Source organism: Variovorax brevis (genome assembly GCF_030317105.1).
Classification (GTDB): Bacteria; Pseudomonadota; Gammaproteobacteria; order Burkholderiales; family Burkholderiaceae_C; genus Variovorax; species Variovorax brevis.
The window spans coordinates 77,572-95,924 of sequence record NZ_JASZYG010000005.1 but is presented as its reverse complement, the minus strand read 5'-3'; the positions used below and the strand labels follow the sequence as shown (position 1 = coordinate 95,924).

Below are 18,353 nucleotides of genomic sequence, written 5' to 3'. Positions count from 1 at the left end.
CGCACACCCAGCCTCAGGCAGTGCCTGAGGATGCTGTGCTACCTTGCGCGGCATGCGATTCGACCTGACCGACCTGCGGCTGTTCGCGAACATCGTCGAGGCCGGCACCATCACCGGCGGCGCGGCGCAAACGCACATGACGCTGGCGTCGGCCAGCCAGCGCGTGATCGCGATGGAAGACGAACTCGGCACCCCGCTGCTGCTGCGCGCCAAGCAGGGCGTTCGCCCCACCGAGGCCGGCCGCACGCTGGCGCACCACGCCGTGCTGGTGCTGCAGCAACTGGAGCGCATGCGCGCCGAACTCGGCGACTACGGCGCGGGCCTGCAAGGCCATGTGCGCCTGCTGTGCAACACCTCCGCGATGACCGAGCACGTGCCGGCGGCGCTGAGCGAGTTCCTCGCCGCCCACCCGCGCGTGTCGGTCGACCTGGAAGAGCAGTCCAGCATCGACATCGTCGATGCGGTGCGCGCGGGCCAATGCGACATCGGCATCGTGTCCGACGCCGTCGATGTGGAGGGCCTGCAGCACTTCGTGTTCAGGCGTGACGACCTGATGGTCGCGGTGCCGCGCGGCCATGCGCTGGCGCGACGTCGCCGCCTCACGCTGGCGGAACTGGTCGACTTCGAGTTCGTGGGCCTGGCGGCCGGCAATCCGTTGCAGGAGCACGTGGCCCAGCACGCGCGGCGCTTGGGCAAGCGCCTGCGCTACCGCGTGCGGGTGCGCAGCTTCGAGGCGCTGTGCCGCATGGTCGAGCAAGGCATTGGCATCGGCATCGTTCCCAAGGCCGCGGCTGAACGCTGCGCCCTGTCGATGAAGATCGGCGCCGTCGCGCTGGTGGACCAATGGGCAGCCCGCCATCTGCTGGCCTGCGTGCGCGACGCCAACGCGCTGCCGCTGAACGCGCAGCGCATGCTCGAACAACTACTCAAGGGAGCGCCACTCAAGGGCGATGGCCAGCCAGCGCTGCGCTCATCGCCCGCAAGCTGAGGGGGCCGGGATCAGGCCTGGAGCTCGTCGATCTTGTTGCAGACCACCACGCCGTTCGCAACGACAAAACCAATGGCCAGAAGGGAAAAAAGAGCGGTAAACATAGTTAGTCCTTTGTTAACTCGTGGAAGGACTATAGGGTAAACCCTAATCTCGTGCTGGCGAAGGGCTAAAGTCACGCTTGCCGCACGTGCGTCGGCGAGACCAGAATGCAAGAAAACCACGGGAGGTCTGCGCCCATGCCGATCGAATACGACGTGTCCCGCGAGGCGCTCATGCACCCCGAGCGGCAGCCGACCGTATTCACGGCCGGGCAGAAGCCGGACCTGCGCCTGCTGGCAGTCGAAGGCGCGCGGCTGGCCTACATCCGCGCCGACAGCGATGACGAGGAAGCGCAACGGCTGGCGCAATCGCTGGCCCTGGTGGGCTTCGAGCGGCCCGCCTTCCACGTCGACGAGGAGAGCGGCGCTTATTGCTATTGCACGCTGCGCAAGAGCGACGGGCTCGCGATGGTGTCCTTTAGGGGCTCGCAACCGGACAACCCGAGCGAAGTCATCACCGACCTCAACTTCCTGCCTTCGCCTGCGGGGGTGGGCCGCGTGCATTCGGGTTTCAAGCAAGCCTCCGACGCGCTGCGGCCCCACGTCACCCAATGGCTGGAGGGTGCGGCTTCCGGACGCAAGCGCCTGCTGCTGTGCGGCCACAGCCTGGGCGCGGCGCTGGCGACGATGTTCGCTGGGCTGGTGGCGCCGCATGCCGTCATCACCATGGGTTCGCCGCGCGTGGGCGACGTCGATTTCATCCGCTCGCTGCCCTCGCAGGTGGTGACCCGCATCGTCAATTGCTGCGACGTGGTGCCGACACTGCCGCCGGGCTTTACCTCGTACCGGCATGTGGGCACGCTGCTCTACATCGACAAGGACGGCAAGCTGCATGAAGTGCCCGAGTCGCGCTTCATGCTCCAGGACAAGATCAGCGGCCAGGCCGACCATGTGTGGCGGCTGATCGCGCACCGGGACTTCGATGGCCTGCCCGTGCGCATGCTCTCCGACCATGCGCCCATCAACTACGTACGAGCGTTCGCCTGAATCTTTTACCCGCCTCACGGATTGACACAAAAGCCCGCAGGCGCTGTACGCTCGGCGCCTGGTGAGCCTTTGCCGACGTTTGAACCCATCGAAAGATAAGGAGAAGACGATGGAAATCCGCAATCCGACCCCCGGCCTCTACAACGAAGACCTGGCGCCCGCCACCAACCGGCAGTGGGGCGCCTTCAGCATCTTCAACGTCTGGACTTCGGACGTGCACAGCCTCTGGGGCTACTACCTCGCGGCCAGCCTGTTCCTCTTGTGCGGAACCTTCGTCAACTTCCTGATCGCCATCGGGCTCAGTTCGCTGGTGATCTTCCTGCTGATGAACCTCATCGGCTACGCGGGCGAGAAAACCGGTGTGCCCTACCCGGTGCTGGCCCGTGCGTCCTTCGGCGTGTGGGGCGCCAACCTGGCGGCGCTGGTGCGTGCCGTGGTGGCGTGCTTCTGGTACGGCGCGCAAACGGCGGCTGCATCGGGCGCGGTGGTGGCCCTGCTGATCCGCAACGAGGGCATGCTGCAGTTCCACCAGACCTCGCACATGCTGGGCCATTCCACGCTGGAGGTGATCTGCTACGTGATCATCTGGGCGCTGCAGTTGCTCATCATCCAGAAGGGCATGGAGACGGTGCGCAAGTTCCAGGACTGGGCCGGCCCTGCGGTGTGGATCGCGATGCTGGTGCTGGCCATCGTGCTGGTCGTGCAGGCGGGGGGCCTCACTGTCGGCCACGGCATCCCGAAGGAAGTGCTGCTCGAAAAGACCAAGGACGCCGGCGTGAGCGGCGAGCCCGGTTCCTTCTGGGCGCTCATGGCCGTGGGCGCGACGTGGATCACCTACTTCGCGGCCCTCTACCTCAACTTCTGCGACTTCTCTCGCTACGCGAAGAACAAGGATGCGGTGAAGAAGGGCAACCTGTGGGGCCTGCCGGTGAACCTGATCGCCTTCTCGCTGGTGGCGGGCGTGACCACCATTGCGGCCTACAAGGTCTATGGCGAAGTGCTGCTGCATCCCGAGCAGATCTCGGCCAAGTTCGACAGCTGGGTGCTGGCGCTGCTGGCCGCCATCACCTTCGCGGTGGCGACGCTGGGCATCAACGTGGTGGCCAACTTTGTCTCGGCGGCCTTCGACATCTCCAACACCTTCCCCGCGAAGATCAGCTTCAAGAAGGGCGGCTACATCGCGGCGGCCATTGCGTTGCTGCTCTACCCAATTGCACCGTGGGAAGGCGGCGCGGCGCACTTCGTGAACGCCATCGGCTCCACCATGGGGCCGTTGCTGGGCATCATCCTGGTGGACTACTACCTCGTGGCCAAGGGCAACATCGACGTGCCCGCGCTCTACCAGGAAAACGGGCGCTACCGCTATGAAGGCGGCTGGAACGTCAATGCGCTGGTGGCGGCGGGCATCGGCGCGGTGTTCTCGACCTTGCTGCCGAACTTCACCACGCTGCTGCCCTCGTGGTGGGGCACCTATGGCTGGTTTTTCGGCGTGCTGATCGGCGGCTCCGTGTACTACGTGATGGCCATGGTGCGCCCCTACCACGCGCCGGCGACGCAAAGGGCCTGAAGCCACGAAGTCCGTCATTTTCGGGTTTTCCCTGGATTCAGGCGAAAATCCGGCATGACCATCCGGCGCTACCTTCCCGACAACTTCACCCTCGCCCTCCTGGTCACCGTGCTGCTGGCCAGCATGTTCCCGGTGAGCGGCCTGCTCGCCAGGTTCTTCGAAGGCTTGACGAGCGCCGCGATTGCGCTGCTCTTCTTCCTGCACGGCGCCAAGCTTTCGCGCGAAGCGATCTACGACGGCATCACGCACTGGCGGCTGCACCTGCTGGTGTTCGCCTGCACCTTCGTGCTGTTCCCGGTGCTGGGGTTCGTGCTCATGCCCTTCCTGTCGCCGCTGGTCACGCCGGACGTCTACACCGGCGTGCTCTTTCTTTGCATGCTGCCGGCCACGGTGCAGTCGGCCATTGCCTTCACCTCGATGGCGCACGGCAACATTCCGGCGGCCGTTTGCAGCGCCTCCGCGTCGACCATCGTGGGCGTGTTCGTCACGCCCATCCTGGTGACCCTGTTCGTGGTGCAGGGCGCGAGCGGCGGTGCCTCGCTGGCGTCGATCGTGCACATCCTGCTGCAGTTGCTGGTGCCTTTTGTCATCGGCCATTTGCTGCGGCCGTGGATCTTTCCGCTGATCAAGCGTGCAGGCCATGCGGTGACGATGGTCGATCGCGGCTCCATCCTGCTGGTGGTGTTCACCGCCTTCAGCGCGGCGGTGCACGAAGGTCTCTGGCACAAGGTGCCGCCCGCGGCGCTGCTGGGGCTGGTCGTGGTGTGCGTGGTGCTGCTGGCGCTGGCGCTGGTGTCGACGACGCTTCTGGCGCGCAAGCTCGGCTTTGACCGCGCGGACGAGATCACCATCGTGTTCTGCGGCTCCAAGAAGAGCCTGGCCAGCGGCATCCCGATGGCCAAGGTGCTGTTCGCCTCGCAGGCGGTCGGCGCCATCGTGCTGCCGCTCATGCTTTTTCACCAGATCCAGTTGATGGTGTGCGCGGTGCTGGCGCACCGCTACCAGCGGCTGGCCGTGACATCGGAGCCCGATGTGGATGACATCGAGCCGGTGGATTGAACGCGCCCGAAGCTGTGCAAGACTCGGACCCAATGAACGACCTTTCAACCGACCCCGAAGACACCGACACCCTCGCGATCCAGGAGCCCCGCCTGTGGCGCGACGAACTGTGGACCGCACGCGTCATCAAGAACGAAGACGACGACGGCTGGGCCGTCTCCATGACGCGCCACGGCGAAGCAGAACCCGCCCTTGTCGGCCCCTGGACCATGGGCCGTGACAAGAAAAACCCGAAGCCGCTGGACGCGCCGGCCTTTCACACGCTGGTGAAAACCGCCAGCGAAGTGCTGCGCCGCCACGAGCAGCAACTGCATGCGCAGCTCAACAAGCATGTGTTCGTCGGCGCAGGCTCCGGGCGCATTCGCGTCGCGCTGCAGATCGTGCCCGACGAAGACAACCCCTACGCCACGCTCACGGCGCAGGACGAATTCGGCGCGCAGCTTGGCGAGGCGCGTGTGGCGCCGAATTACAAGCTGACGTCGGCGAGTGCCGAAGCGTGGATTGATGGCGGGTATCCGGCCCGGCCGCGGTAGCACTGCTCCAGGCGCATCGATTCCTTGATGCATCCCATGGACCCACGAGCCGGCCCTGCCAGTCCCCTGGTCACCGTCATCACCGCACACGGCGGACACCGCCTGCTGCGGCGATGCGTGGAATCCGTCAGGGACCAGACCTATGGCAACGTGCAGCACCTGGTCGTGGCGGACGGTCCGGAAAGGTGGGATAGCGCCAATGCCGTCATCGATGCGGTCCAGGGCCACAAGGTCAGCCTGCTCCAGCTCCCCTATTCCATCGGCAAGGACCGCTGGTGCGGCCACCGCATCTACGGCGCGTGCACGTTCATCGCCGAGGGTGAGTTCGTGATGTTCCTGGACGACGACAACTATCTGGAGCCAGGCCACATACAGGCGTGCCTGGACACTTTGCGGCGCGGCAACAACTGGTGCTTCGCACTGCGCAACATCGTGGACACCGAACACCGCTTCATCTGCCAGGACAACTGCGAGAGCCTCGGCAAATGGCCGAGCGTGCTCCATCCGGAAGACTACTTCGTCGACGTCAATTGCTACTTCCTGCCCAGGCTCCTGGCGGTCAGGATCACGCCGCTCTGGTATCGAAAGTTCCGGGAGGCCGGCCAGCCGGAAGTCGATCGGGTCATTGCCGCTTCATTGAGACAGATCGCGCCCGACTTCGACTGCACCTACCGCTACTCGGTCAACTACCTCGCGGGCAACTCGCCCAACTCGGTGAAGCCGGAATTCTTCCTGCGGGGCAACGAGGAAATGCTCAGGCGCTACGGGGGCCAACTGCCCTGGGCCAACGGCGGCTGACGGATTCACTCGCCCTGGTGGGGCGAAGAGGCTCACTCGCCCCAATGGCCCGCGGGCGTCAATCCATCAGCCGCGCCGGCGCGCTTTCAGCATTTCCGCGACCAGAAACGCCAGCTCCAGGCTCTGCGATCCGTTGAGCCGCGGATCGCAGGCGCTCAGGTAGCGGTCCTGCAGGGCCGCTTCCGTGAGCCCTTGCGCGCCACCGGTGCACTCGGTCACGTCCTGCCCCGTCATCTCGAAATGCACGCCACCCGCATAGCTGCCCGCGGCCGAGTGCACCGCGAAGAAGCTGCGCACTTCCGCCAGGATACGTGGGAAGTCGCGCGTTTTCACGCCGCCCGAGGTCGTCACCGTGTTGCCGTGCATCGGATCGCAGCACCACACCACGCTGCGCCCCGCGCGCTGCACGGTCTCGATGAGCGCTGGCAGGCGCTCGGCCAGCAGATCGGCGCCCATGCGGGTGATGAGCACCATGCGGCCCTCGGCGTCGTCGGGATTGAGCGCGTCGAGCAGGCGCAGCAGGTCGTCGGGCTTCGCGTTCGGCCCGAGCTTGCAGCCGATGGGGTTGTCGATGCCGCGCAGGAATTCGACGTGTGCGCCGTCGAGCGAACGCGTGCGCTCGCCCAGCCACAGCATGTGGGCCGAGCCGCCGTACCAGCGTCCGCTGGCCTCGTCGCGTCGCGCCAGCGCTTCTTCGTAGTGCAGGTGCAGCGCCTCGTGCGAGGTGAAGAACTCCACCTCCTTCAATTGCGGCGTGCTGCGCGCATCGAAGCCGCAGGCTTCCATGAAATCCAGCGCTTCGGTGATGTGCTGCGCCACCGCTTCGAAGCGCTCGCCCTGCGGGCTGTTGCGCACGAAGTCCGAGGTCCAGCGATGCACCTCGTGCAAGTCGGCGAAGCCACCCTGCGCCATTGCGCGCAGCAAGTTGAGCGTGGCGGCCGAATGCGAATACGCACGCAGCAGCCGCTGCGGATCGGGGTTGCGTGCCTTGGCGTTGAAGTCGGCACCATTGACGATGTCGCCACGATACGACGGCAGGGTCTGGCCCTGCGCGGTTTCAACGTCCGATGAACGCGGCTTGGCGTACTGGCCCGCAATGCGGCCGACCTTGACGACAGGAACCGAGGCCGCAAAGGTCAGCAGCACCGCCATCTGCAGGATCACGCGGAACGAATCGCGCACCGTGCCCGCGCTCAGGTCGTCGAAGCTCTCGGCGCAATCACCGCCCTGCAGCAGGAAGGCCTTGCCGCGCGAGACCTGCGCCAAGCGCTCGCGCAACGTGGCGGCTTCGCGGCCGAAGATCAGCGGGGGCCAGGCGGCGAGCTGTCGGCCCGCCTCTTCGAGCGCTGCCGGATCGCTGTAGTTCGGCATCTGCGCGGCCGGAAAGCGGCGCCAGCTGGCGGGCGACCAGTTCGTGGTCGTCGATGGGAAAAGTTCGGTCGTCGTCATGTTGTTGTGCCTCCACTCGTGAGCACGCACGATAACCGGGACGGACGCCGGAATCCCACCCGGCGCAGCGTCCGGAATGTCAGCTCAGCCCGGTCACCGGCAAGGCTGCGCCGTGAACGGCGCGTGCCGCGTCCGAAGCCAGGAAGGCAATCACCTTCGCAAGGTCTTGCGGCGCCACCCATTTGGCCGGATCGGCGTCCGGCATGTCGGCGCGGTTCTCCGGCGTGTCGATGATGGTCGGCAGCACGCAGTTGACGTTGATGTTCTTGTCGCGCAGTTCGGCCGCCATCGTTTCCGTGAGGCGAATGACCGCGCTCTTGGATGCGATGTAGGCGCCCATCTTCGCCGCGCCCCGCTGTGCCGAGAAGGCGCCGATGTTGATGACCTTGCCTCCGCCCTGCGCCAGCATTTGCGGCACCACGGCGTGCGCCATGTGCTGCACCGTGCGCACGTTCAGGCCGAACATGAAGTCCCACGTGGCAGCCTCGGTGTCATGCACCGGCGTGCCCATGCGAAAGCCGCCGGCCAGGTTGCAGAGCACGTCGATGCGGCCAAAGTGCTCGACAACGGCGCGCGCCGCGGCATCCGCTTCGTCGGCATTCAGGAGGTTGGCCGGCACGAGCATGCGGCGCGCGTCCTGCGAGCCGAAAACCTTGGCCAGCGCATCGGCACGCAGGTCAAGCAGCGCGAGGCGCGCGCCCTGCGCCTCGAACGCCTTGGCGACCGCCTGGCCGAGATTGCCGGCCGCGCCGGTGATGAGGACGACCTGTTCCTGGGGAGTGTTCATGCGTTGACCACCATTCGTTTGGCATTGTGATACTGACCGGTGCCGCGCGACAGCAGCGTGTCGGAGGGCAGGAGCGTACCCGGTTGATAGTCCGGCTGGCCCGCGATGCGATCGTAAAGCGGCGCAAAGTCGATGTGTGCCAGCGTGAGCAACTGGTCGAGGTTTTCGATCACGAAATAGCTTTCCTGGAAGTCGTCGATGCGGTAGTTGGTGCGCATGACGCGTTCAAGGTCAAAGCCGATGCGGTTGGGCGACGCGTCTTCCAGCGAGAACACCGTCTCGGTGTATGAAGACGCGATGCCCGCGCCATAGATGCGCAGGCCATCGGCCTGCTTCAACAGGCCGAACTCCACGGTGTACCAGTACACGCGCGCCAGCTTGTCAAGCACGCCCAGCTTCTGCGCGCGCAAGCCGCCTTCGCCATAAGCCTGGATGTAGTCGGCAATCGCCGGGTTCATGAGCATCGGCACGTGGCCGAACACGTCGTGGAACACATCTGGCTCTTCGAGATAGTCCAGTTCGTGCGGCTTGCGGATGAAGTGCCCTGCCGGAAAGCGACGATGCGCCAGATGCTCGAAGAAGACTTCGTCGGGCACGAGGCCGGGCACCGCCACCACCTGCCAGCCGGTGCGCTTCATGAGCACTTCGCTCAGTTGCTCGAAGTCGGGGATCTGCTCCGGGCCGATGGGCAGGTTCTTCATGCCTTCGACGAACTCGTCGCAGGCGCGGCCGGGCAGCAATCTGGACTGGCGCTCGAAGAGCGTCTTCCACACGGCGTGTTCGGCCGCGGTGTAGTTGTGCCACCCTTGGTCGATGGTCCAGTCGGGTCGCTCCGGCTTGGCGTCGCCCGCCAGGCCATGCTTGGCCTTGATGCCTTCGTCCGTCAGGTCCTTGAGTTGCATCAGCATGTCATTGGCTCCAATCGCGCAATAAAAAAGGCTTCTTCATGGGGCACGATTCCGTGCCAGGAATACCGCGGAACCGGCTTTGCCGGGCCGCTGGTATTGCCCCCGGTCGGGGGTTGGCGGAGCGACACGAAGTGCGCGCAGCCTGGGGGCGAGCCGAATTACGCTGCTTGCAGCACGCCGCGGCGGACTTGATCGCGTTCGATCGACTGGAACAGCGCCTTGAAGTTGCCTTCGCCGAAGCCGTCGCTGTAGTCGCCCTTGCGCTGGATGAACTCGAAGAACACCGGACCGCCGAAGACAGTCTCCGAGAAGATCTGCAACAGCAGTCGGGGTTGCCCGCCTTCGGTCGTGCCGTCGAGCAGGATGCCGCGAGCCTGCAGGTCCGACACCGACTCGCCGTGGCCCGGCAGGCGCGTTTCCAGCATCTCGTAGTAGATGTCGTTCGGGGCGGTCAGCAGCGGAATGCCGGCCAGGCCGAGTTGGTCGATGGTCTCGATGAGGTTGTCGCTCAGCAAGGCGATGTGCTGGATGCCTTCGCCGTTGAACTTCATCAGGAACTCTTCGATCTGGCCCGAGCCCTTGGACGATTCCTCATTGAGCGGAATGCGGATCTTGCCGTCCGGCGCGGTGAGCGCCTTCGACGTGAGCCCGGTGTATTCGCCCTGGATGTCGAAGTAGCGGATCTCGCGGAAGTTGAAGAGCTTCTCGTAGAAATTGGCCCAGAAGGTCATGCGGCCGCGGTAGACGTTGTGCGTCAGGTGGTCGATGACTTTCAGGCCATTGCCCGGGGGATGGCGGTCCACGCCTTCGACGAATTCGAAGTCGATGTCGTAGATGGACTTGCCGTCTTCAAAGCGGTCGATAAGGTACAGCGGCGCACCGCCGATGCCCTTGATGGCCGGCAGGCGCAATTCCATCGGGCCGGTCGCGATCTCGATGGGCTGCGCGCCCAGTTCCAGCGCGCGGGCGTAAGCCTTGTGCGAATCCTTCACGCGGAACGCCATGCCGCAGGCCGCAGGGCCGTGCTCGGCCGCGAAGTACGCCGCCGGGCTGTTCGGCTCGCGGTTCACGATGAAGTTGATGTCGCCCTGGCGGTAGAGCACCACGTCCTTGGAGCGATGCTTGGCGACCAGCGTGAAGCCGAGCTTCTCGAAAAAGGGCTCCAGCGTGTTGGCAACGGGCGAAGCGAATTCAATGAATTCGAAGCCTTGCAGGCCCATGGGGTTCTCGAAAAGATCGGTGGTCATGCGGGGTCTCCATCAAAGGGTGAATCTGTTGGACTCCATGCTACGGATCCGGCTCGCAACATTCCTGCAATCTTTGTCTTGCCGTGGCTATTTGCACAGGATTCCTGCAAGATGCAACCCATGACTGCATCAGTTCAACTCGATCAACTGGATTTGCGCGTGCTTCGCGTGCTCCAGACCAACGGGCGGGCCACTTTCGACGAGGTCGCCGAATCGGTGGGACTTTCTCCTTCTGCCACGCTTCGGCGCGTCAAGCGGCTCGAGCAGGCGGGTGTCATCACTGGCTACGTGGCCTTGCTCAGCCCCGAGCGGCTGGGCCTGCAGCTGACGGCCTACATCAACGTGCGCCTGGAAAAGCACGCCGAGACGCACAAGCGCAGCCCCATGGACGCCTTCCGCGCCTCGGTGATGCTGTGGCCCGAAGTGGTGGAGTGCAGTTCGCTCACGGGCGAAATGGACTACCTGCTGCGCGTCCTGGTGGCGGACATGGCGCATTACTCGCGCTTCGTGATGGACACGCTGCTCAAGCACCCGAGCGTGCAGGACTGCAAGACGAGCTTCGTGCTGGACCGGATCAAGCAGACGACGGCGCTGCCACTTTGACGATGCGGCACTTCGGGCAAGGCGCGGCCGCCGTGCGCGTCTTGACCCACTCCACGGCGCGGCTGCGCGCGCGGACCAGGGCCCGCGCTTGCGAATGGCTTGGCGTTGGCTGCGCAAGCACGACCGGACGGCCGTTGGGCCACGTCAGCTCGCACATCACGATCGACCAGAAGCGTCCGCGCTCGTCGGGCACCGCCGTGCAAAGGAAGCTCCACCCGCGATAGCTGAACGCCTCGAAGGAATCGGGTTGCGGCGCGCGCTCAACGTCGTTCATGCGACCCAATCCCCTGGACGACCATCGCCGCAACCTCCCCCGGCTTTTCTTCATGCGCCAGATGGCCCGCGTTGGGGATCAACACGAAGTCCGATCGCGCCACCATCTTGTGCACCCGCACGGATTGATCGGGTGGAACGGCGCAGTCGAATTCGGCCGCCATCAATTGCAAGCGCGGCGCGAGATGCGGAAGCGACCGGACGAGCGTGGTGAAGTCCCAGCGCGCCATCATGCCGAGCGCCGCCGAGACATGGACCGGATTGCGCACCAGGCGTGCATAGAGCTCCACGCCGAGTGCGTCCAGCCGGGAGCCAGTCTGCGCGATCAGGCGGCGCACCGTCGCGTCATCCGATGCGTGCCAGGCAAACAGGCGCGAGGCGATGCCGGTGGCTTCCATCACGCGCGCGATCGGGGGAAAGATCACGCCCGACAGTCCGGACAAGGGAAGAAATGCCCCGTTGAGACTCACGATCACATCGGCAGCCACGCCTTCGTGCTGGCACATCTGCGCCGCAATGGCCGCGCCGGCGGAATGCCCAACGATGATCGATGGCCTCACGTCGAGTGCTGCGAGCAGGCATCGCAATCCATGCGCCATTCCTTCGAGCGACAGTTGGCGCGTCGGCGGCATGGCGGTGAATGCATGTCCGGGAAGATCGACCGCGACACAGCTGAATCCGCGCGCCAGCACGGGCATGAAATCGCGCCAGGAATGGGTGGACGATCCGGTGCCGTGAATCAGGAGGAGGTGCGGCCCCGAACCCATTCGCTGCACGTGCCAGCGCAGGCCCGCGGCCGTGACGAACACGCTGGCTGTGCGGTTGGGCCAGTCGCCCCCGTCGGTGTCCCAATCCGGCGCCTTGCTCATGCGCTTCAGGCCCTCAGGCTGGCGACGCCGGTGGCGCCGGCCACGCGCACGGCTTGCGACAGCGAAGCGGCGTTGGCATGCGGCAAGGGCAAGTACGCGGCGCCCATTTCCGCCGCCAGGCGCCGGGCGGGATCTTGTGGATGCGGCGATGTGTCGAGCACCAGCGTGGTCACGCCGGCAGCCCGCATTCGCCGCGCGGATTGAAGCGCATCCACGGTGGCGCGCTCCCTGCCGGGCGAGCCATCGAGGGCAATGTTGGCGCGCCCGTCGGTCAGGAAAACGGCGAGCGGTGTCTGGCCGCGCCGCTTCGTTGCTGCAGCCAGCAGGAGGGTCGCGTCGATCGCGGCAGCCAATGGCGTGCCACCGCCGCCCGCCATCGCGCCAAGGCTGCGTTTGGCGCGTGTCAGAGACCGTGTCGGTGGCAGGCGAACGTCTGCGCCCTTGCCGCGAAAGACGACCAATGACACGCTGTCGCGCCGCACGTAGCAATCGCTCAACAGGAGTTCGACGGCGCCCTTGGCTTCGGCGAGTCGATGCAACGCCGCCGAGCCTGAGGCATCGACCGCGAACAGCGTATGGGTCTCGGTGCGTTGCTTGTAGTGCGTGATGCGGAAATCGTCGCGACGCAGCAGGATGCTGCCTGGTGTTTCCGGCTTGTCGGCACGGGCTGCTCGTCGGAGGGCTTGCCACGGGGCCGCCGCGCGCAAGGTCTCGATCAGGTTCAAGCGCCCACCGTTGCGCAACTCGCCGCGGCGTGCGCCGTCGGGGCGACCACGCAATGCGCCTTGGCTCTGCACGCCGGAGCGGCCCACGCTGCGGCTGCGCGCGCCATCGTCTCGCCCTGCCTTCAGGGAATCCAGCAGGCGGGCGGGCAAGGCGGCAAGCGCGGCCTTGAGCACGACGTCTTGCGGGACGCCACCGTCCATGTCTTGCACGTCGCCAGCGATTCGCACCTCTTCCTCTTCCTCTTCCTCTTCCTCTTCCTCTTCCTCTTCCTGCTCCTGCGTCGAGGACTCCGCTTGCGATGGGCTTTCCCCGGGCCGGTCGGGAGGCAAGCGTGTCGCCCTCGGCGCGAGGACAAGTCGGGCCGCCACTTGCGCGTCATCCTCATCCACTGACATGCGCCCGAACAATGCGGCCCGGGCGCACGCCACGCGTACCGCCAGGAGCGGCGCACGAATCGAATCGATGCCGAGCGAGTCGGCCGCGGAGCACATCGACTCTCTCAATGCATCGCTTGCTTCGACGTGCGACAACAGCGCGCGTCCGGCGATGACCTGGCTTCGCATCCATGCGGCCGTCGTGCAGCTTGTATGCGGCTGCAACTGCACATGAAAGGCCAGCCGATCCAGCAGCTTGCCCGGCAACTGCTCGTCTTCGGCAATTCCTTCATCCAGCGCAATCACACCGATGTGCGCGGGCGTGCACGTGGCGAGCCCGTGGCGTTCGGTGACGACCTGTTGTGTATCGAGCACCCGGGCGATGTGCGCTGCCGTCCGGTCCGCGATTCGCTCGGCCATGGCCAACACGACAAACCCGCCGTCGGCCTGCGCAAGCAAACCCGGATGAGCCACCCACCGGCCGGCCGTCAGCGTCGCAGTGAGATCGAGGCCACCGAGCAGCCTGTCTTCCTCGATGTGAAGCGGAATGCGGCGCATCGGGGCGCCTTGCGGCATGAGTTCTCCGACAAGCCGAAGCCAGGCATCGCGCGCGGGTCCGGCGCCTGCGCGCAAGACCGCGCCGCCCAGGCCGACCGGATCCACGCAGAGCAAGGCGGCCACCTGGGTGTCGTCGATCATGGGCCGAACAGTTCTTCAACGGCCTTGTCGACACGCACGCGCGAGCCCGCGTCGTCCAGCGGATCTCGCCGCAGCCGATGCCGCAGCGCAGATGGCGCGACGCAGCGCAAGTGCGAGTCCGCGACTTCGCCATCGCCCTGGAGCGCCGCCAGCGCACGCGCCGCGCGAATGAGCGTCAGTTCGCCGCGCAGGCCGTCGGTTCCGAGGTTCATGCAAAGCTGCGCCGCGCGCTCGAGCGCCGCATCGTGCACCTGCACGTCGGCGATGCGCTTGCGGCTTGCAACGATCTGGCGGCGAATGCGCGCTTCTTCCGCCGACCACCGCTTGACGAACGCGTGTGCGTCGCGGTCATAGGCGTCGCGCCGGCGAATGACCTCCACGCGCAAGGCAATGTCGCGCGGCGTCGTCACCTCGACCGACAGCCCGAAGCGGTCGAGCAATTGCGGACGCAATTCGCCTTCTTCCGGATTGCCGCTGCCCACGAGCACGAAGCGCGCGGGGTGGCGAATGCTCAGGCCCTCGCGCTCGAGCACGTTCTCGCCCGACGACGCCACGTCGATGAGCAAGTCGACCAGGTGGTCTTCCAGCAGGTTGACTTCGTCGATGTACAGGAAGCCGCGGTGCGCACGCGCGAGCAGGCCGGGTTCGAAGGCCTTGATGCCTTGCGTCAGTGCGCGCTCGATGTCCAGCGCGCCGACCACGCGGTCTTCCGTGGCGCCGAGCGGCAAGTCGACAACCGGCACAGGAACCATTTGCGTGTGCGGCTTGCCCGAAGATTTCAAGTCGGCGCAGCCCTCGCACGAACTTGCACTTGCCGCGGGATCGCAGTGATACGGACAAGTCGACACCACGCGCATGCGCGGCAACAGCGCAGCCAGCCCCCGAACGGCCGTGGACTTGCCCGTGCCCCGGTCGCCGAGAACGAGCACGCCGCCAATTGCCGGATCGACAGCGGCGATCAGGATCGCGCGCTTCATCTCTTCTTGTCCAACGATCGCTGAAAAGGGGAATACCACCGGTTCGCTCCGTTTTCCTACGCGCATTGACACTTCAATGTGTCAGAATTATATGACGGTTCGCTGTGGACCGGCAGAGGAACAGACTCATGATCAACCCAAGTCGACGCGCTTTCGTGGCGTGCGTGGTCGCCGGCGCAGGCGCCCTCACCGCATCGCAAGTCTCGGCCCAGGCAGGCACGGTCACCGAAGCGGATCCGCTTGCAGTCGGCCTTGGCTACAAGGCCGATCACACCAAGGCCGACAAGTCCAAATTCCCCAACTACGACCCGACCCACGTGTGCAGCGGTTGCCAGCAATTCCAGGGCAAGCCGACCGATGCGACAGGCCCTTGCCAGCTCTTCGGCAACAGGCTCGTGGCCGGCAACGGATGGTGCAGCGCCTGGGTCAAGAAGGCCTGATCGCCGCTTCCTTTCGAGCCGCGCTCCGGCGCAGCCACAGGTCGGTGGCGTGCGCGACGCCTGCGGCGAACAGAAATAGCGCGATCCAGACTGCGTCGCTGCCGCGAACGGCGCAGTGCAGGGCGAACATCAGGCACAGGCCCGAGGCGAGTGTGGCCCACAAGCCGCGCGCCGCCGGCGCTTGCGCTGTCGGCCTGCGCAACAGCCACAACGCTGCGCACTCGATCAGCGTGATGGCGATCACGGCGTCGACCAGCAGCGCGATGGCGAGATGGGCGCTCATGCGTCACGCCCCGGCGAGCGGCCCGTTGAGCCGCACGGTCTCGAAGTTGAGGGCAGCCGCAATCGCCACCCACACCAGGTAAGGCACCAGCATCCACACCGCGGCGCGCGCGAAGCCAGAGAACAGCACGATCAACGCGAGCACCGACAGCCAGAGAAAGGGCACTTCGACGAGCGCCCAGTCCGGTCGATGCAGGCGGAAGTACAGAAGGCTCCAGAACACGTTGAGAAAGCCGTTCATGGCGAACAGGAGGAGCATCCGCTCGCGGTCAGCGCGCGAGCGAGCATGACGCCAGCCGTTGACGCCCGCGGCGGCAGCCAGCGCGAAGATCGTTGTCCACACCGGCCCGAAAACCTGGTCGGGCGGCTTCCATGCGGGCTGGCGCAGGCTGTGGTACCAGGGGCCGAGGTCCGTCATGAGCGCGCCGAGCGTCGCAACGAACATCGCCGCGCCTGCCGCCACGAGCACCGGCTTCCACAGGCGCGTGCGATGCAGCGCGGCGTTCATACCCGTGCCATGCCGAACAGATGCGCCATGTCCTTGAAGAAGATCCGCACGTGGGCCATCGGCTTCTTGCGGGCGAGTTCCTTGTTCATGTACGACTCAAAGGTGAGTTGCTGCACGTCGCGGTCCTCGCAGATCTTGACGAAGCGCTCGCGCCGGCGATCGGTGCAATACCAGAACCACTGCATGATGCCGAGCACCCGGAAGACCGTGCCATGCGCGCGCATGAATTGCTTGCGCGCATGGCGCAGGCAGCGCGCGTCGCCGGTCTCGAGCAATTGCGCGACAGCCTGGGCTGCAAGGCTTCCGCCCACCATGGCGTAGTAGATGCCCTCACCTGACGCCGGCGCCACCACGCCGGCCGCGTCGCCCGCAAGAACAACGTCGCGGCCGTTGTCCCAGCGTCGCAAGGGCTTCATCGGCAGCGGCGCACCTTCGCGCCGCAGCGTCTCGAAACCGGCCAGCCCTGCCGCGGCGCGCAGGCCACCGACCGCGCTACGCAAGGAAAAGCCCTTGTCAGCGCTGCCCGTGCCGATACTGAGCGTATCGCCATGCGGGAACACCCAGCCGTAGAAGTCCGGCGACACCGCGCCCTGGTAGAACACATCGCAACGCGAGCCGTCGTAGCCCACGGGTTGATTGGCCGGCACCCTCAGGATCTCGTGATAGGCGAACACGCAGCGCGTCTCCTTTGCACCAGGAATGGCCTGCGCCGCGACACGCGAGCGCGCGCCGTCGGCACCGATCACGCTGCGTGCGCGCACGCTGGTGGGCACGGGTTCGCCCTTGCGCCCCTCGGGACGCGTCAGGTAGTGCACGACGCTCGCGCCGTCGTCGTCGCGCGAAAGCCGCTCGAAGCTGCCGGTGCGCCGAACGGCGCCGCTCTGCGCCGCACGCTCGCGCAGCCATTCGTCGAAATGCTCGCGCTCCACCATGCCGACGAAGCCGTTGTCGATCGGTATGTCCACATGCTTGTCGCTCGGCGCGACCATGCGTGCGCAACGCGCCTTGGCCACCAGCAAGTGATCGGGAATTTCATAGTCCTTGATGAGTCGCGGCGGAATGGCACCGCCGCACGGCTTGGTTCTGCCAGCGCGATCGAGCAGCAAGACCGATCGCCCGCGCGCGGCGAGTTCGTTTGCCGCGGTCGCCCCGGCAGGCCCACCACCGACGATGACCACGTCCCAGGTCTCGCATGGCGATTGCATGGTTGTCACCTCGCTTCTCCAAAGGTCAGGAGGCGCCGCCGATGTTGCGCAATGCAAAGGCACTCACCATCATGGCACTCACGAACACCGGCACGCCAAAGCCGCTGTACCAGATCGCGCGCGCGCTCACGCTTTCAAGGTAGTGGTCCATCAGCGCCAGTTGCAGCAGGAGCAGCAAGGCAACGGCCAACGCGGCGCCTGGGCAGTCCCACAGCGCCAGCAGCAGCACGACGACGACTTGCGGCACGGCCATGAACCAGCAGGCCACGCGCGCCGCGCGCTGTGCACCGAGCTGCACCGGCAAGGAACGCACGCCCATGCGGCGGTCGCCTTCGATGGCCTTGAAATCGTTGAGCGTCATGATCCCGTGCGCGCCGATGCTGAAGAGCAATGCCAGCACCAGCGTCCGGCCCGACGGCATCTCGCCGCCCGCCATCACGGCCGCGCCCGTGATCCACGCCAGGCCTTCGTAGCACAGGCCGCAGGCAGCGTTGCCCCACCAGCCGTTCTCCTTCAGGCGCAGGGGCGGCGCGCTGTAGGCCCATGCCAGCGCCAGGCCGACAACGGCGGCGCCGAAAGCCCAGCGCCCGAGGAAGCTGGCCCACGCGAGCGACAGCAAGGTCCAGAGCATCGCGATGTACAAGCCCCACTTGCCGGGCATGCGCCCCGATGGAATGGGCCGCTGCGGTTCGTTGATGGCGTCGACGTGGCGATCGAACCAGTCGTTCGTCGCCTGGCTGCTCGCGCACACCAGCGGCCCTGCCAGCACGATGCCCAGCAAGGCCAGCATCCAGTTGCCCTGCATGGCGACGCCCGAAGCCACGACGCCGCAGGTAAAAGCCCACATCGGCGGGAACCAGGTGATCGGCTTGAGCAGTTCAGCGACAGCCGGCAGGTCTGGGCGTGACATGTCGCGAGTTTGCGATGTGACAAACCTTCATGTCAACCTAGATTTACACTGCGAGCCGCCCCA

Annotated in this window: 20 protein-coding genes; 8 read left to right on the top strand and 12 right to left on the bottom strand. The window is 65.9% G+C overall.

The annotated features are described in order from the left end of the window. Nucleotides 1–52 precede the first annotated feature (52 nt). From QTI66_RS16880 to QTI66_RS16855, 6 genes are all read left to right on the top strand, one after another. Nucleotides 53–988, top strand: a complete 936-nt coding sequence (locus tag QTI66_RS16880) for a LysR substrate-binding domain-containing protein (RefSeq protein ID WP_286561493.1) — start codon at nucleotides 53–55, stop codon at nucleotides 986–988. 239 nt (nucleotides 989–1,227) lie between these two features. Next, nucleotides 1,228–2,076 (top strand): lipase family protein, encoded by an 849-nt coding sequence (locus QTI66_RS16875; RefSeq protein ID WP_286560987.1) that lies wholly within the window; start codon nucleotides 1,228–1,230, stop codon nucleotides 2,074–2,076. A gap of 109 nt (nucleotides 2,077–2,185) precedes the next feature. Then, nucleotides 2,186–3,643, top strand: a complete 1,458-nt coding sequence (locus tag QTI66_RS16870) for an NCS1 family nucleobase:cation symporter-1 (RefSeq protein ID WP_286560986.1) — start codon at nucleotides 2,186–2,188, stop codon at nucleotides 3,641–3,643. Nucleotides 3,644–3,697: 54 nt separating this feature from the next. Continuing rightward, nucleotides 3,698–4,702, top strand: a complete 1,005-nt coding sequence (locus QTI66_RS16865) for a bile acid:sodium symporter family protein (RefSeq protein WP_286560985.1) — start codon at nucleotides 3,698–3,700, stop codon at nucleotides 4,700–4,702. Between the two features lie 32 nt (nucleotides 4,703–4,734). After that, the gene (locus QTI66_RS16860; RefSeq protein ID WP_286560984.1) at nucleotides 4,735–5,235 is read left to right on the top strand and encodes a hypothetical protein; all 501 of its coding nucleotides are present in this window, start codon (nucleotides 4,735–4,737) and stop codon (nucleotides 5,233–5,235) included. A 36-nt stretch (nucleotides 5,236–5,271) separates the two neighbouring features. Next, nucleotides 5,272–6,033 carry a glycosyltransferase family 2 protein gene (locus tag QTI66_RS16855; RefSeq protein ID WP_286560983.1) on the top strand — a complete coding sequence of 254 codons (762 nt, stop codon included), beginning with the start codon at nucleotides 5,272–5,274 and terminating at the stop codon, nucleotides 6,031–6,033. A 66-nt stretch (nucleotides 6,034–6,099) separates the two neighbouring features. Here QTI66_RS16855 and QTI66_RS16850 read toward each other — a convergent pair whose 3' ends face one another. From QTI66_RS16850 to hppD, 4 genes are all read right to left on the bottom strand, one after another. Further along, the gene (locus tag QTI66_RS16850; RefSeq protein ID WP_286560982.1) at nucleotides 6,100–7,482 is read right to left on the bottom strand and encodes a class II 3-deoxy-7-phosphoheptulonate synthase; all 1,383 of its coding nucleotides are present in this window, start codon (nucleotides 7,480–7,482) and stop codon (nucleotides 6,100–6,102) included. A gap of 79 nt (nucleotides 7,483–7,561) precedes the next feature. Then, the gene (locus QTI66_RS16845; protein ID WP_286560981.1) at nucleotides 7,562–8,269 is read right to left on the bottom strand and encodes an SDR family oxidoreductase; all 708 of its coding nucleotides are present in this window, start codon (nucleotides 8,267–8,269) and stop codon (nucleotides 7,562–7,564) included. Further along, nucleotides 8,266–9,171: a phenylalanine 4-monooxygenase gene (phhA, locus tag QTI66_RS16840; RefSeq protein WP_444815018.1), complete on the bottom strand. Its 906-nt coding sequence runs from the start codon at nucleotides 9,169–9,171 to the stop codon at nucleotides 8,266–8,268. Before phhA ends, QTI66_RS16845 begins: the two co-directional genes overlap by 4 nt. Nucleotides 9,172–9,335: 164 nt before the next feature. Beyond that, nucleotides 9,336–10,424 (bottom strand): 4-hydroxyphenylpyruvate dioxygenase, encoded by a 1,089-nt coding sequence (hppD, locus tag QTI66_RS16835; protein ID WP_286560979.1) that lies wholly within the window; start codon nucleotides 10,422–10,424, stop codon nucleotides 9,336–9,338. A gap of 120 nt (nucleotides 10,425–10,544) precedes the next feature. Here hppD and QTI66_RS16830 point away from each other — a divergent pair, with 120 nt between their 5' ends. Beyond that, on the top strand, nucleotides 10,545–11,027 hold the full coding sequence (locus QTI66_RS16830; protein WP_286560978.1) for an Lrp/AsnC family transcriptional regulator: 483 nt from the start codon (nucleotides 10,545–10,547) through the stop codon (nucleotides 11,025–11,027). Here QTI66_RS16830 and QTI66_RS16825 read toward each other — a convergent pair. The 4 genes from QTI66_RS16825 to bchI are packed head-to-tail and all read right to left on the bottom strand — an operon-like array spanning nucleotide 10,999 to nucleotide 15,011. Next, the gene (locus QTI66_RS16825) at nucleotides 10,999–11,301 is read right to left on the bottom strand and encodes a hypothetical protein (protein WP_286560977.1); all 303 of its coding nucleotides are present in this window, start codon (nucleotides 11,299–11,301) and stop codon (nucleotides 10,999–11,001) included. The genes QTI66_RS16830 and QTI66_RS16825 overlap by 29 nt on opposite strands. After that, nucleotides 11,288–12,169 carry an alpha/beta fold hydrolase BchO gene (gene bchO / locus QTI66_RS16820; protein WP_286560976.1) on the bottom strand — a complete coding sequence of 294 codons (882 nt, stop codon included), beginning with the start codon at nucleotides 12,167–12,169 and terminating at the stop codon, nucleotides 11,288–11,290. The genes QTI66_RS16825 and bchO overlap by 14 nt, the downstream gene beginning before the upstream one ends. 5 nt (nucleotides 12,170–12,174) lie before the next feature. After that, entirely contained in the window at nucleotides 12,175–13,968 is a 1,794-nt protein-coding gene (locus QTI66_RS16815) for a magnesium chelatase subunit D (protein WP_286560975.1), read from the bottom strand. Beyond that, complete coding sequence (bchI, locus tag QTI66_RS16810) at nucleotides 13,965–15,011, bottom strand: magnesium chelatase ATPase subunit I (protein ID WP_286560974.1); 1,047 nt, start codon at nucleotides 15,009–15,011, stop codon at nucleotides 13,965–13,967. The genes QTI66_RS16815 and bchI overlap by 4 nt, the downstream gene beginning before the upstream one ends. 62 nt (nucleotides 15,012–15,073) lie before the next feature. Between bchI and QTI66_RS16805 the strand changes: the two genes are divergently transcribed. Beyond that, on the top strand, nucleotides 15,074–15,385 hold the full coding sequence (locus tag QTI66_RS16805; protein WP_286560973.1) for a high-potential iron-sulfur protein: 312 nt from the start codon (nucleotides 15,074–15,076) through the stop codon (nucleotides 15,383–15,385). Here QTI66_RS16805 and QTI66_RS16800 read toward each other — a convergent pair. The 4 genes from QTI66_RS16800 to chlG are packed head-to-tail and all read right to left on the bottom strand — an operon-like array spanning nucleotide 15,372 to nucleotide 18,290. Beyond that, complete coding sequence (locus QTI66_RS16800; protein ID WP_286560972.1) at nucleotides 15,372–15,668, bottom strand: hypothetical protein; 297 nt, start codon at nucleotides 15,666–15,668, stop codon at nucleotides 15,372–15,374. The two genes, QTI66_RS16805 and QTI66_RS16800, sit on opposite strands and share 14 nt — an antisense overlap. Before the next feature lie 3 nt (nucleotides 15,669–15,671). Continuing rightward, nucleotides 15,672–16,175, bottom strand: coding sequence for a TspO/MBR family protein (locus tag QTI66_RS16795; protein WP_286560971.1), 504 nt, complete (start codon nucleotides 16,173–16,175; stop codon nucleotides 15,672–15,674). Beyond that, nucleotides 16,172–17,380, bottom strand: a complete 1,209-nt coding sequence (locus tag QTI66_RS16790) for a geranylgeranyl diphosphate reductase (RefSeq protein WP_286560970.1) — start codon at nucleotides 17,378–17,380, stop codon at nucleotides 16,172–16,174. Before QTI66_RS16790 ends, QTI66_RS16795 begins: the two co-directional genes overlap by 4 nt. Before the next feature lie 25 nt (nucleotides 17,381–17,405). Then, nucleotides 17,406–18,290, bottom strand: a complete 885-nt coding sequence (gene chlG, locus QTI66_RS16785; RefSeq protein ID WP_286560969.1) for a chlorophyll synthase ChlG — start codon at nucleotides 18,288–18,290, stop codon at nucleotides 17,406–17,408. Between the last annotated feature and the right edge of the window lie 63 nt (nucleotides 18,291–18,353).

Bases quoted from the DNA above. Each gene is read 5' to 3' on its own strand.
- QTI66_RS16880 (WP_286561493.1), top strand. From the start codon at position 53: ATGCGATTCGACCTGACCGACCTGCGGCTGTTCGCGAACATCGTCGAG.
- QTI66_RS16875 (WP_286560987.1), top strand. From the start codon at position 1,228: ATGCCGATCGAATACGACGTGTCCCGCGAGGCGCTCATGCACCCCGAG.
- QTI66_RS16870 (WP_286560986.1), top strand. From the start codon at position 2,186: ATGGAAATCCGCAATCCGACCCCCGGCCTCTACAACGAAGACCTGGCG.
- QTI66_RS16865 (WP_286560985.1), top strand. From the start codon at position 3,698: ATGACCATCCGGCGCTACCTTCCCGACAACTTCACCCTCGCCCTCCTG.
- QTI66_RS16860 (WP_286560984.1), top strand. From the start codon at position 4,735: ATGAACGACCTTTCAACCGACCCCGAAGACACCGACACCCTCGCGATC.
- QTI66_RS16855 (WP_286560983.1), top strand. From the start codon at position 5,272: ATGGACCCACGAGCCGGCCCTGCCAGTCCCCTGGTCACCGTCATCACC.
- QTI66_RS16850 (WP_286560982.1), bottom strand. From the start codon at position 7,482: ATGACGACGACCGAACTTTTCCCATCGACGACCACGAACTGGTCGCCC.
- QTI66_RS16845 (WP_286560981.1), bottom strand. From the start codon at position 8,269: ATGAACACTCCCCAGGAACAGGTCGTCCTCATCACCGGCGCGGCCGGC.
- phhA (WP_444815018.1), bottom strand. From the start codon at position 9,171: ATGCAACTCAAGGACCTGACGGACGAAGGCATCAAGGCCAAGCATGGC.
- hppD (WP_286560979.1), bottom strand. From the start codon at position 10,424: ATGACCACCGATCTTTTCGAGAACCCCATGGGCCTGCAAGGCTTCGAA.
- QTI66_RS16830 (WP_286560978.1), top strand. From the start codon at position 10,545: ATGACTGCATCAGTTCAACTCGATCAACTGGATTTGCGCGTGCTTCGC.
- QTI66_RS16825 (WP_286560977.1), bottom strand. From the start codon at position 11,301: ATGAACGACGTTGAGCGCGCGCCGCAACCCGATTCCTTCGAGGCGTTC.
- bchO (WP_286560976.1), bottom strand. From the start codon at position 12,169: ATGAGCAAGGCGCCGGATTGGGACACCGACGGGGGCGACTGGCCCAAC.
- QTI66_RS16815 (WP_286560975.1), bottom strand. From the start codon at position 13,968: ATGATCGACGACACCCAGGTGGCCGCCTTGCTCTGCGTGGATCCGGTC.
- bchI (WP_286560974.1), bottom strand. From the start codon at position 15,011: ATGCGCGTAGGAAAACGGAGCGAACCGGTGGTATTCCCCTTTTCAGCG.
- QTI66_RS16805 (WP_286560973.1), top strand. From the start codon at position 15,074: ATGATCAACCCAAGTCGACGCGCTTTCGTGGCGTGCGTGGTCGCCGGC.
- QTI66_RS16800 (WP_286560972.1), bottom strand. From the start codon at position 15,668: ATGAGCGCCCATCTCGCCATCGCGCTGCTGGTCGACGCCGTGATCGCC.
- QTI66_RS16795 (WP_286560971.1), bottom strand. From the start codon at position 16,175: ATGAACGCCGCGCTGCATCGCACGCGCCTGTGGAAGCCGGTGCTCGTG.
- QTI66_RS16790 (WP_286560970.1), bottom strand. From the start codon at position 17,380: ATGCAATCGCCATGCGAGACCTGGGACGTGGTCATCGTCGGTGGTGGG.
- chlG (WP_286560969.1), bottom strand. From the start codon at position 18,290: ATGTCACGCCCAGACCTGCCGGCTGTCGCTGAACTGCTCAAGCCGATC.